This window comes from Micromonospora parva (assembly GCF_000718515.1).
Taxonomy (GTDB): Bacteria; Actinomycetota; Actinomycetes; order Mycobacteriales; family Micromonosporaceae; genus Micromonospora; species Micromonospora parva.
In genome coordinates this window covers 1-12,457 of sequence record NZ_JNZS01000012.1, presented here as the reverse complement: position 1 = coordinate 12,457, position 12,457 = coordinate 1, and the positions used below count along the sequence as shown (strand labels likewise).

The 12,457-nt window shown below is 70.4% G+C and carries 11 protein-coding genes and 1 pseudogene; 9 read left to right on the top strand and 3 right to left on the bottom strand.

Annotated elements, in window-relative coordinates; genetic code table 11:
- Positions 1–258 precede the first annotated feature (258 nt).
- Positions 259–531 carry a DivIVA domain-containing protein gene (locus tag IF22_RS0118310; protein WP_030333573.1) on the top strand — a complete coding sequence of 91 codons (273 nt, stop codon included), beginning with the start codon at positions 259–261 and terminating at the stop codon, positions 529–531.
- A gap of 86 nt (positions 532–617) precedes the next feature.
- Positions 618–839 (top strand): annotated as a pseudogene (locus tag IF22_RS35940) (hypothetical protein); the annotation flags it as partial.
- A gap of 143 nt (positions 840–982) precedes the next feature.
- On the opposite strand, the gene IF22_RS0118305 reads toward IF22_RS35940, so the two are convergent.
- Positions 983–1,759 carry a DeoR/GlpR family DNA-binding transcription regulator gene (locus IF22_RS0118305; protein ID WP_030333571.1) on the bottom strand — a complete coding sequence of 259 codons (777 nt, stop codon included), beginning with the start codon at positions 1,757–1,759 and terminating at the stop codon, positions 983–985.
- A gap of 37 nt (positions 1,760–1,796) precedes the next feature.
- The gene (locus IF22_RS0118300) at positions 1,797–3,788 is read right to left on the bottom strand and encodes a beta-galactosidase (RefSeq protein ID WP_030333569.1); all 1,992 of its coding nucleotides are present in this window, start codon (positions 3,786–3,788) and stop codon (positions 1,797–1,799) included.
- A gap of 283 nt (positions 3,789–4,071) precedes the next feature.
- Here IF22_RS0118300 and IF22_RS0118295 point away from each other — a divergent pair, with 283 nt between their 5' ends.
- The 7 genes from IF22_RS0118295 (at position 4,072) to IF22_RS0118265 (ending at position 12,054) form a co-directional block, all read left to right on the top strand.
- A complete protein-coding gene (locus IF22_RS0118295; RefSeq protein ID WP_030333567.1) occupies positions 4,072–5,400 on the top strand; it encodes an ABC transporter substrate-binding protein in 1,329 nt (442 codons plus the stop codon).
- A 21-nt stretch (positions 5,401–5,421) separates the two neighbouring features.
- Entirely contained in the window at positions 5,422–6,378 is a 957-nt protein-coding gene (locus IF22_RS0118290; RefSeq protein ID WP_030333565.1) for a carbohydrate ABC transporter permease, read from the top strand.
- Entirely contained in the window at positions 6,375–7,289 is a 915-nt protein-coding gene (locus IF22_RS0118285; protein WP_030333563.1) for a carbohydrate ABC transporter permease, read from the top strand. Before IF22_RS0118290 ends, IF22_RS0118285 begins: the two co-directional genes overlap by 4 nt.
- Complete coding sequence (locus IF22_RS0118280; RefSeq protein WP_030333561.1) at positions 7,286–9,421, top strand: alpha-galactosidase; 2,136 nt, start codon at positions 7,286–7,288, stop codon at positions 9,419–9,421. Before IF22_RS0118285 ends, IF22_RS0118280 begins: the two co-directional genes overlap by 4 nt.
- 107 nt (positions 9,422–9,528) lie before the next feature.
- Entirely contained in the window at positions 9,529–9,930 is a 402-nt protein-coding gene (locus IF22_RS0118275; protein ID WP_030333559.1) for a YciI family protein, read from the top strand.
- Positions 9,931–9,933: 3 nt separating this feature from the next.
- Positions 9,934–11,220 carry an RNA polymerase sigma factor gene (locus IF22_RS0118270; protein WP_030333557.1) on the top strand — a complete coding sequence of 429 codons (1,287 nt, stop codon included), beginning with the start codon at positions 9,934–9,936 and terminating at the stop codon, positions 11,218–11,220.
- Between the two features lie 513 nt (positions 11,221–11,733).
- On the top strand, positions 11,734–12,054 hold the full coding sequence (locus tag IF22_RS0118265) for a DMT family transporter (protein WP_030333555.1): 321 nt from the start codon (positions 11,734–11,736) through the stop codon (positions 12,052–12,054).
- A gap of 54 nt (positions 12,055–12,108) precedes the next feature.
- Here IF22_RS0118265 and IF22_RS34465 read toward each other — a convergent pair.
- On the bottom strand, positions 12,109–12,457 hold a 349-nt coding region (locus tag IF22_RS34465), incomplete at its 5' end, for a cellulose binding domain-containing protein (protein WP_209444573.1).

Sequence of the window (12,457 nt, the reverse complement as noted above, 5' to 3'; positions counted from 1 at the left end):
GCCTTCGGGTGAGGGTGATCGCCGGCCCCCGGGGACGCCCGGTGCAAACACGGCAACCGCGGCTGTGCCAACAGCCGAGAAGGTGACGAGAGACGGCTTCGCGAGTGGCAGGCGCATACCGGCTCTCGTCGGGTCTCAACTAGAGCGTCGGGATGTGCGAATCCCGGCTCCGAACCGACTTGAACGAATAACTACCACGGCCCAGGGCGCCTTCGCGACCCTGACCCGCCCATCGGTCGACGACGCGCGAGGTGACGAATGACCCGAGGGACGCTCTACGACGGCACGCCCCACGGCGGCGCTCGGCTGGCTCGGCTGCACCCGAGCCAGGTCCGCGACCGGCAGTTCACCGTCGTCGGTTTCGGCCGACGAGGCGTGGACCCCGCAGAGGTACGACGGTTCCTGCACCGCGTCGCGCTCGACCTGGCGACGCTGCACCATGATGTGGCTCGACTCAGCGAGGAGAACGCCCGGGTGAAGCGAGCGCTGCGCGACTGGCAGAGCACCTGGTCCGAGCGGCGTCAGCCGTGAGCCCGGGATGGGAGCATCAGTACAGCGGGCTCTTCACGCCGTTGCCGCGGTTCGCTCTCGAGGCGTACACGGAGGAGCCTCGGCATGTGATCCACCTGCCGGTGGCGGTCACCGACCTGGCCGAGGCAGCGGACCTGGCGCGGACCATCGCCCGGTCGCTGGCCTCCACGCCGCAGGTCGACGTCGGCGGCATCACGGTGTCGGCCGAGGACGCGCAGCACGTACGACATTGGGTCTTCTGCGACCGGCTCATGCCCGATCGCCGCCGCTGCGCGCGGCAGGCCGACCACGCTGGAGCCTGCCTGCCCAACGACAGCCAGCGAGGCGCTCGGGCCCCACCCCGCTTTCCGCGATCTTGCGTTTTCTGTGGCGACTTAAAGGGCAATACAGGCATATCGACGTCCGAAAGCGCAAGATCGACGGCGTGGGGCGAGAGCGCGGCGCGAGGGCTTCAGGCCGCGTTGACGATGACCAGCTCGCCGACCTGTTCGCCGATCGTGGTGCGGGCCTCGGCGGGCAGCCCGACGTCGGTGATCAGCACGTCGGCGGCTTCCAGGGGAGCGATGGTGGCGATGCCGATCGTCTCCCACTTGGTGTGGTCGGCGAGCACCACGAGCCGGCGGGCCGCGCCGATGAGGCACCGGTTGACCCCGGCCTCCAGCAGGTTGGGCGTGGTGAAGCCGGTGCGTGGGCTCAGGCCGTGCACCCCGAGGAACAGCAGGTCGACGTTGAGCGCGCTGATCGCCGCCTCGGCCACCGGCCCGGTCAACGCGTCCGACGGGGTACGGATGCCGCCGGTCAACACGACGGTCTGGTCGGCGCGCGGGTTCTGGTACAGCGCGTCGGCCACCGGGATCGAGTTGGTCACCACGGTCAGCCCGCGTACGTCGGACAGGAGCGTGGCCAGCGCGGCGGTGGTGGTGCCGGCGGAGAGCGCGATGGCCATCCCCGGCTCCACCATTGTCGCGGCCCGCTCGGCGATGGCCCGCTTCTCCGCCTGCTGGCGGATCGACTTCGCGGCGAAGCCGGGTTCCTCGGCGGAGCCCGGCCCGGCCAGGGTCGCCCCGCCGTGCACCTTGTCGACCAGGCCGCGCTCGGCCAACACCTCCAGGTCACGACGGATCGTCATGTCGGACACACCGAACCGGCTGACCAGCTGACTCACCCGCACCCCGCCACGTTGGCGGATCAGATCGAGGATGGCGGTCTGCCGCTGCTGGGCGAGCATGTGGGGAACCTCCTTCGCGCCGTGCCGGTCGTACGGATCACTGCCGATCCTCACGGATGACAGCCACCTCACCGGCCGGCACCGTCAGCTCACCGGCACACGGTGTGCCACTGAGCAGCTCGACGCCGTGCGCCGGCAGGTGTACCTCCGTGTCGGTGTGGTTGATCGCGAAGAGCCAGCTCCGGTCGCCGTCGCGGCGGCGGACCACCTCCACCCCGGGCGGCGCCGACACCGCCGGGCGGACGCCGGCCTCGGTGAGCAGCCGGGCCACCAGGCGGTCCGTGGCCGGCTCGTCCAGCCGGGTGCCGACGTACCAGGCGGCGCCGTCGCCCACCTGGTGCCGGGTCAGCGCCGGCACGCCGGGCAACGGCCCATCGGTGTACGAGGCGAGCACCTCCGCGCCCTCGGCGTGCAGCCACTCGGTCCACACGTCGGCGGCGCTGCCGTCGTCGAGTCGGACCCGCTCGCCCTCACGCAGCGGGAAGAACTCCTCGGTCCGGATGCCGAGCAGTTCGCGGAACGCGCCCGGGTAGCCGCCCAGCCGGATGTGGTCGTTGGCGTCCACGATGCCGCTGAAGTAGGTGACCGCGGCGGTGCCGCCGGCCTCGACGTACCGGTGCAGCGCGTCGGCGTCGGCGTCGCTGACCAGGTAGAGGGTCGGCACCAGGACCAGCCGGTAGCCACTGAGGTCGGCCGACGGGTGGACGACGTCGGCGGTCACGCCGGCACGCCAGAGCGAGCCGTACAGGGCGTTCAGCCGGTCGGTGTAGGTGACGTCGACGCTGGGGTGCGAGTCCAACTCGACGCCCCACCACGCCTCCCAGTCGAACAGGATCGCCACGTCCGCGTCCACCCGACTGCCGCGTACCTCCGCGAGGGCCTTGAGGTCCGCGCCGAGCCGGCAGACCTCGCGGAACACCTTCGTGTCCGGCCCGGCGTGCGGCACCAGCGCGGAGTGGAACTTCTCCGCGCCGGCCCGGGAGGCGCGCCACTGGAAGAAGAGCACCCCGTCGGCGCCGCGGGCGACGTGCGCGAGGCTGTTGCGGCGCAGCTGCCCGGGCAGCTTGGCGACGTTGCGCGGCTGCCAGTTGACAGCGCTGGTGGAGTGCTCCATCAACAACCACGGGTCGCCGCCGGCAACACCCCGGGTGTGGTCGGCGGCGAACGCCAGCCCGAGGTGCGCCTGCGGGTCGGCGGCGGTCAGGTAGTGATCGTTGGAGACGAGGTCCACGTCGGACGCCCAGGAGTGGTAGTCCATGTGCCTGTCGCCCAGGCCGATCATGAAGTTGGTGGTGATCGGCTGCCGGACCAACGTCCGCAGCACCTCGCGCTCGGCGCGGAGTTGGGCGCGCTGCTCGTCGGACGAGAACCGCAGGAAGTCCAACTGCTGGGTGGGGTTGGCGAAGGTCGGCGCGGTGCGCGGTGGGTTGATCTCGGCCCAGTCGCCGTAGCGCTGGCTCCAGAACGCGGTGCCCCAGGCGTCGTTGAGCCGGTCCAGGTCGCCGTAGCGTTCGCGCAGCCAGCCGCGGAACGCCTCGGCGCTGACGTCGCAGTAGCAGTGCACGTTGTGGCAGCCCAGTTCGTTGGAGACGTGCCACATCACCACCGCGGGATGCTCGGCGTACCGGCCGGCGACAGCGCGCACCAGCTCCAGGGAGCGCTCACGGAACACCGGGGAGCTGGGGCAGTACGCCTGTCGTCCACCGGGCCAGAGGATCGCGCCGTCGGCCCGGCGGGGCAGCGTCTCCGGGTGCGCGCGCGCCAACCACGGCGGTGGGCTGGCCGTGGCGGTGGCCAGGTCGACCTGAATGCCGCCGTCGTGCAGCAGGTCCAGCACCCGGTCCAGCCAGCCGAACTCGAAGCGCCCCGCGCTGGGCTCCAGCAGGGCCCAGGAGAAGATGCCGACGGAGACCAGGTTGACCCCGGCCCGGCGCATCAGGTCGATGTCCTCCGACCACGTTTCCTCGGGCCACTGCTCGGGGTTGTAGTCGCCACCGAAATAGATGCTGTCACCCTGCCATCGCCGCATGACAGCTGAGGGTGCACCCGCCGGTCCACGGAAGTCAACAGGTTCCAACATCGAGATTCTTTCCAACGTTTACCAGGTAACGGCCGTGTCACGACTGGGTTATCAGAGGCGAACAGCCCTCTTGACAGCACACGACCGCAGGGTAGCTTGAGGCCCCAATGGCCGTTCGTGTTCGCCAATGTGGATTCTCGGTGGATCTCAATGTGTGATCACGACGCCGGACCTGCCTTCACCACCCTGATGACCCTTGGGCGTAGCACCTCTTCATCCGCAGGAGGCACAGATGTCCCGTCCCCAAACCCAAGCCGAGTACCTGGCTCGGCTCGTACCGCCCTCAGTCGCCGGCATCAACCGGCGGTCGTTGCTGGCCGCGGCGGCCGGCACGGGCGCGCTGCTCGGCACCGGACTGCTCGCCGGCTGCGGCGACGACTCCGGCTCCGGCGGGTCCAGCACTGACGTGTCGCTCGGCTCGAACCAGTCGGATCCGAAGCCGAAAGAGGTCCTCGTCAAGGTCACCGACGGCTTCAAGACCTCGTCCGGGGTGCAGGTCGCGGTGAACACCGTCGACCACAACACGTTCCAGGAAAACATCAACAATTACCTGCAGGGCAAACCGGACGACGTCTTCACCTGGTTCGCCGGCTACCGGATGCGCTTCTTCGCCCAGAAGGGCCTGGCCAGCGACATCAGCGACGTGTGGGGCAAGCTTTCCGGCTTCTCCGACGCCTTCAAGAAGGCATCGACCGGCGACGACGGCAAACAGTACTTCGTACCGGCGACGTATTACCCGTGGGCGGTGTTCTACCGCAAGTCCGTGTGGCAGCAGCACGGCTACCAGGTGCCCACCACGCTGGACCAGTTCACCGCGCTCGGCGCGCAGATGAAGCGGGACGGCCTCATCCCCATCGCCTTCGCCGACAAGGACGGCTGGCCGGCGATGGGCACCTTCGACATCCTCAACCTGCGCATCAACGGTTACCAGTTCCACATCGACCTGATGGCCGGCAAGGAGGCCTGGACCTCCGACAAGGTCAAGAAGGTCTTCGACACCTGGGCCGGCCTGCTCCCCCTGCACCAGCCCGACAGCCTCGGCCGCACCTGGCAGGAGGCCGCGCAGTCGTTGCAGCAGAAGAAGAGCGGCATGTACCTGCTCGGCCTCTTCGTCGGTCAGCAGTTCAGCAACGACGAGCAGGACGACCTCGACTTCTTCACCTTCCCCGAGATCGACCCGGCCATCGGCGCCAAGGCGCTGGACGCCCCGATCGACGGCTACATGATGGCCCGCAAGCCCAAGAACGAGGACAACGCGCGCAAGCTGCTGGAGTACTTCGGTGGCAAGGCCGCCGCGGACATCAACCTCAAGAACGACCCCGCCGTCCTGGTCGCCAACAGTGGCGCGGACGTCGGCGGCTACACGGCGTTGCAGAAGAAGGCCGCCGAACTGGTCGGGTCGGCCACCGAGATCGCCCAGTTCCTCGACCGGGACACCCGGCCGGACTTCGCCTCCACGGTGATGATCCCGGCGATCCAGCAGTTCATCAAGAACCCCAAGGACATCGACGGGCTCACCTCGTCCATCGAGAACCAGAAAAAGTCGATCTTCACTGACTGACGGCGGAAGGGGAAGGACATCGTGTCCGACCTGCCCCTGATCCAAGCGGATCGCGCCGTGCCGCCGCCGGCCACGACCACCTCCACGGGTGGCCGTCGCCGGCGGCTACGGCTCCTGTCCCGCACCGACCGCGTGGTCATCACGCTGATGGTGCTCGTCCCGCTGCTGCTCGTCACCGGGTTCGTCTGGCTGCCGGCGGCGGCCACCGTGCTGCTCTCCGGCACCAACTGGGACGGCATCGGCCCGCTCAACGAGATCGAGTTCGTCGGCGCGCGAAACTACAGCGACGTGGTGAACATCTACCCGCCGTTCGTGCCGGCGATCCAGAACAACCTGCTCTGGCTGGCGACGCTGTTCGTGGTCGCCACCCCGTTCGGCATGTTCCTGGCCGTGCTGTTGGACAAGGAACTGCGCGGCAGCCGCTTCTACCAGACCGCGCTCTACCTGCCGGTGGTGCTCTCACTGGCGCTCATCGGCTTCGTCTGGCAGCTGCTCTACTCCCGGGACCAGGGCCTGATCAACGCCGCCTTCGGTAGCAGCATCGACTGGTACGGCGACTCGAACGTCAACATCTGGGCGGTCATGGTCGCCTCCGGGTGGCGGCACGTCGGGTACATCATGCTGCTCTACCTGGCCGGCCTGAAGGGTGTCGATCCGTCGCTGCGGGAGGCCGCAGCCGTCGACGGCGCCTCGGAGAGCCGGACGTTCTTCCGGGTCGTGTTCCCGGTGCTGCGGCCGATCAACATCATCGTGCTGGTGGTGACCGTGATCGAGTCGCTGCGCGCGTTCGACCTGGTCTGGGTGGTCAACAAGGGCCGCAACGGACTGGAGCTGATCTCCGCGCTGGTCACCCAGAACGTGGTGGGTGAGGCGAGCCGGATCGGTTTCGGCTCGGCCCTGGCGACGATCATGCTGGTCGTCTCGCTGGTCTTCATCACCATCTACCTGGCGACCGTGATGAGGGAGAACCGGGAATGAGCACCGCGACCGTCACCCGGCGTACCGAGGGTGAGCCCGACGCGCCGACGCGCCGCCGCGCGCTGACCCCGATGCGGATGCTGCTGCACGGCTTCCTCATCGTCGTCTCGTTGGCCTGGCTCTTCCCGATCGCCTGGGCGGTGCTGACCTCGCTGCGCTCGTACGACTACACCGCACGCAACGGCTACGTCTCGTTCGGCGGCTGGACCTTCGACAACTACGTCACCGCCTGGCGGACGGCGGAGTTCGGGCAGCACTTCCTCAACTCGGTGTTCATCACCGTGCCGGCGGTGCTGCTGACCCTCTTCCTCGCCTCCTGCGTGGCGTTCGTCATCGCCCGGTTCAGTTGGAAGCTCAACCTCGTCCTGCTGGGGGTCTTCACCGCGGCCAACCTGCTGCCCCAGCAGGCGCTGCTCATCCCACTGTTCCGGCTGTTCACCGAGGTGCCGCTGCCGGAGTTCATGAGCGACTCCGAGCTGCTCTACGACAGCTACTGGGGCCTCATCCTGATCAACGTGGCCTTCCAGTGCGGCTTCTGCGTCTTCGTGCTCAGCAACTACATGAAGGCGCTGCCCCGTGACCTGTACGAGGCGGCGATGGTCGATGGGGCGAGCATCTGGCGGCAGTACTGGCAGGTCACCATGCCGCTGTGTCGGCCGGCCCTGGCCGCGCTGGCGACGCTGGAGGTGACCTGGATCTACAACGAGTTCTTCTGGGCCACCGTCCTCATGCGCACCGGCGACAAGTTCCCGGTGACCAGCTCACTGAACAACCTGCGCGGCGAGTTCTTCACCGACAACAACCTGGTCTCGGCGGGCAGCGTGCTCGTCGCGATCCCCACCCTGGTGATCTTCTTTATGCTCCAGCGGCACTTCGTCCGGGGCCTGACCTTGGGAGCCTCCAAAGGATGACGATCCTGCACCTGCGCCGCGCGCGGACCAGCCTGGTGCTCGACGCGCGCGGCCCGGGACTGCCCCGGGTCGTGCACTGGGGCGGCGACGTCGGCGACCTCGACGACGACGGCCTGCGCCAGCTCACCGACGCGACAGCACCGCCGGTGGTGCCGAGCAGCTTCGACGAACCGACGGTGCTGTCAGTGCTGCCGGAGGCCAGCGCGGGTTGGAGTGGCCGCCCGGGGCTGGCCGGGCACCGCGACGGACGGGACTGGTCCACCTCCTTCCGCCTCGACGGGTTGGACGTGCGCGACCGCGGGCCCGGCGCGGCGCGGGTGACAGTGCGGGCCTCGGACCCGGCCGCCGGGCTGACCGTGACCATCGAGATCACGCTCGACCCGTACGGCCTGCTGACCGTCCGGCACCGGCTGCGCAACGACGGCGACAGCGGGTACGAACTGCGGGAGCTGACACCGGTGCTGCCGGTGCCGGCGGTCGCCACCGAACTGCTCGACCTGACCGGCCGGTGGTGCCGGGAACGGTCCCCGCAGCGGCACCCGTGGCAACACGGCGCCTGGGTTCGCGAGAGCCGGCGTGGTCGTACCGGGCATGACGCCACACTGCTGCTGGTGGCCGGCACCAGCGGCTTCGACTTCGGCCACGGCGAGGTCTGGGCGGTGCACACCGCATGGAGCGGCGACCACGTCACGTTCGCCGAGCGTCGGCCCACCGGCGAGTCGACGCTCGGTGGCGGTGAGCTGCTGACCGCCGGGGAGATCCGGCTCGGCCCCGGCGAGTCGTACGAGACTCCCCTGCTCTACGCGGTCTGGTCCGACGCCGGGCTGGACGGGCTCAGCGACGTGCTGCACACCCACCTGCGGGCCCGCCCCGGGCACCCGCGTTCCCCCCGCCCGGTGACCCTCAACGTCTGGGAGGCGGTCTACTTCGACCACGACCTGGACCGCCTGCGGGCACTCGCCGACCGGGCCGCGCAGATCGGCGTGGAGCGGTTCGTGCTCGACGACGGCTGGTTCCGCGGCCGGCGCGACGACACCGCCGGGCTCGGCGACTGGTACGTCGACGAGGGTGTCTGGCCGGACGGCCTGCAACCGCTGATCGACCACGTCACCGGCCAGGGTCTCCAGTTCGGCCTCTGGGTCGAGCCGGAGATGGTCAACCCCGACTCGGACCTGTTCCGCGCGCACCCCGACTGGTTGCTCGCCGTGCCGGGGCGGCTGCCGCCGGCCTGGCGTCACCAGCAGGTGCTCGACCTGGGCCGCCCCGAGGCGTACGACTACGTGCGGGAACGCCTCGACGCGCTGCTCACCGACCACCCCGGCATCCGGTACCTCAAGTGGGACCAGAACCGGGACCTCACCGAGGCCGGGCACCACGGCCGCCCCGGGGTGCACGGGCAGACCCTGGCGGTCTACCGGCTCCTCGACGAGTTGCGTGGTCGCCACCCGGGCGTGGAGATCGAAAGCTGCTCGTCCGGTGGGGCCCGGGTGGACCTGGCCATCCTCGCGCGCACCGACCGGGTCTGGGCCAGCGACTGCAACGACGCCCTGGAGCGGCTCAGCATCCAGCGCTGGACGGGGTTGCTGCTGCCACCGGAGCTGATCGGCACCCACATCGGCCCGGAACGCTCGCACACCACCCGCCGCGTCCACGACCTGGGCTTCCGGGCGGCGACCGCGCTCTTCGGCCACCACGGCATCGAGTGGGACATCGCGTCGATCAGCATCGCCGAGCAGGCCGAGCTGGCCGCCTGGGTGGCACTGCACAAGCGGCTGCGCCCGCTGCTGCACTCTGGCCGGTTGGTCCGGGTCGACCACCAGGACCCGGCCGTCTGGGCGCACGGCGTGGTCGATCACGAGCAGACCCGAGCGGTGTACGCGGTGGCCCGGCTGACCACCTCGGTGGCGCAGGTTCCCGGCGCGGTACGGCTACCCGGCCTCGACCCCGGCCGGCGGTACCGGGTGCGGCAGGTGTCGGACGTACCAGCCCCGGCGACCTTCGACCTGTCCGCGCCCGGGTGGTTGGCGGAGGGTGTGACCCTCAGCGGGGCGGCGCTGACCCGGGTGGGTGTGCAGCTGCCCGCCCTGCACCCGGAGCAGAGCCTGGTGCTGGAGGTCGACGCGGTTGGCTGACAGGATTCTCTGGAAAAAGTTGTGGCCGGGGTGTCGAGAACGGCAGAGCCTGCTTCTACCTCAGGGTGAGAGCACCGACGAGGGTGCGCGGGCGTGAGGAGCCAACCATGAAGTACATGCTGCTGATGCAGTTCAGCGCCGCCGGGGCCGACTTCCCGAGCATCGACACCTGGACCCAGGACGAGGTGCGGGCGCACATCGCCTTCATGGGCGAGGTCAACGACAAGCTCACCGCCGCCGGGGAGTGGGTCGACGGCCAGGGCCTCGGTGGCCCGCAGCAGGCCCGGATCGTCCGGGCTGGTCAGGGCGGGACGCCGGTCGTCACCGAGGGGCCGTTCGCCGAGACGAAGGAGTTCCTGGCCGGCTTCTGGATCGTCGACTGCGAGAGCCCGCAGCGGGCCGTGGAGGTGGCCGCGTACATCTCCACCGCACCCGGCCCCGGCGGTCGGCCGCTGAACATGCCGATCGAGGTGCACCCGGTGATGTCCGCTCCGCCAGCGGAGCTGTGAGGGCTGAACACCGAGCCCCGCGTCGAGGACCTGCTGCGCGAGTTGGCGCCGCAGGTCCTCGGCGTGCTCAGCCGCCGCTTCGGTGACTTCGCCACCGCCGAGGACGCGGTGCAGGAGGCGCTGCTGGCCGCCGCCACCCAGTGGCCGTCCGAGGGCCTACCGGTGAACCCCCGTGGCTGGCTGATCCAGGTCGGTTACCGCCGGATGATCGAGCTGGTCCGCGGTGAGCAGGCCCGACGCCGCCGGGAGGACCTGGTCGCCCGGCAGGCCCCGGACGACCGGCAGTACGCGCCGGCACCGGACGAGGAGTTGGCCGCCGAGCGGGACGACACGTTGGTCCTGCTCTTCCTCTGCTGCCACCCGGCGCTCGCGCCGACGTCGGCGGTGGCGCTGACCCTGCGCGCTGTCGGTGGGTTGAGCACCGCCGAGATCGCCCGCGCGTTCCTGGTGCCCGAGGCGACGATGGCGCAGCGGATCAGCCGGGCCAAGCAGCGCATCCGGGCATCCGGGCTGCCGTTCCGGATGCCCGAGCCGGCGGAACGGGCGGACCGGTTGGTCACCGTCCGGCAGGTGCTCTACCTGATCTTCACCGAGGGGCACACCAGCACCAGCGGCCCGCACCTGCGCCGGATCGACCTCGCGGCGGAGGCGATCCGGCTGACCCGCGCACTGCACACGCTGCTGCCCAACGACAGCGAATCGGCCGGGCTGCTGGCGTTGATGCTGCTCACCGAGGCTCGCGGGCCGGCACGGACCGGCCCCTCGGGTGAGCTGATCTCACTGGCCGATCAGGACCGCAGCCGCTGGGACGCCGCGGCGATCGCCGAGGGCATCACACTGGTCACCCGGGCCCTGCCACGTGGGCCGGTCGGCCCGTACCAGGTGCAGGCCGCCATCGCCGCCGTGCACGACGAGGCGCCAAGCACGGAGCAGACCGACTGGCCGCAGATCCTGGCGCTCTACGAGGTGCTGGAACGCCTCGCCGGCAGCCCCGTGGTGGCGCTCAACCGGGCCGTGGCGACGGCCATGGTGCACGGTCCCGCCGCCGGCCTGGCCGCCCTCGACGCGCTGACCCACGACCCGCAGTTGGCCGGACACCACCGGCTGGCCGCCGCCCGCGCCCACCTGCACGAGATGGCCGGTGACCGGGCCCGGGCGATCGCCGACTACCGGACCGCCGCCGCCCGTACGAGCAGCCGCCCCGAACAGCTCTACCTGACCATGCGGGCGGCCCGACTGGCCGCCGAGTCCGAGGACGGCCCGCCGACTGCTGTCGAGGTCGAGGTGTAGCCGATCGGCCTCAGCGGGCCGGCCCGCCGAACGCTCGTCGAACGAGCACGGCACGGGCACGAGCACGAGCACGAGCACGAGCACGAGCGAGAACGAGCACGGGTGCGGAGCGGGTGCGGAGCGGGTGCGGAGCGGGTGCGGAGCGGGTGCGGAGCGGGTGCGGAGCGGGTGCGGGGTGCGGCAGCCTTTGGAGCTGATGCCGTAAACGATTCATCCATCGGGACGGCGTCGGGCGCCCAGCGCATCCGATTCGTTTGCGGCATCAGCTCCAAAGGGGTGCTGTGGCAGATGTGGGGGCCGCGCGGACGTCGCCCCGACGGGGCGGCCGGTTGTCGCGCCGAAGCGCGGCCGGTCGTCGCGCCGAAGCGCGGCCGGTCGTCGCGCCGAAGCGCGGCCGGACTTCACGCCGACAGGACGGGCGGGCGTCACGCCGACGGGGCGGCCGGACGTGGACGTCGCCGGCACTAGCCTGGGCAGCGATGGGTTCGTCGACCACGGAGGACCAAGGGACGCATGGCGTACGTGCTGCTGGGGATCGCGATCCTCGCCGAGGTGCTGGCGACCAGCCTGATCAAGAGCACCGCCGGGTTCACCCGCGTGTGGCCGACGGTGGCCTGCCTCGGCGGTTACGCGGTGGCCTTCGTCCTGCTCGCCCAGGCCGTCAAGGAAATCCCGGTGGGCGTGGCGTACGCCCTCTGGTCGGGTCTGGGCACCGCGGCCATCGTGGCGATCGGGGCGGTGTTCCTGGGTGAGTCGGTGGGGCTCGCCAAGCTCACCGGCATCGCGCTGATCATCGCCGGAGTGGTCATCGTGAACCTGGCCGGGGAGCACTGACCGGACAGGTTCCGGTGGTCGGGACCGACGCGGACCCGACCACCGGTCCGACGATCAGCTCGCCGTGCAGCTCAGCGTCGGCGCGCTGTTGGTGCCGGTCCAACTACCGAGGAAGCCGAAGCTGGCACTGGCCCCGGCGGTCAGCCGCCCGTTGTACTCGGCATTGCGGGCGGTCACGGTGGTGCCGCTGCTGGTGAGGGCCACGTTCCAGGACTGGGTGACGCTCTGGCCGTTCGCGAAGGTCCACCCGGCGGTCCAGCCGGTGATCGCCCTCGCGCCGGCGGTCACCCGTACCTCAGCCTGGAAGCCGCCCTGCCACTGGTTGGTCACCGTGTACGTCGCCGTGCACCCACCGGCCGGCGGCGGCGTGGTGGGCGGGGGCGTGGTCGGCGGGGGCGTGGTG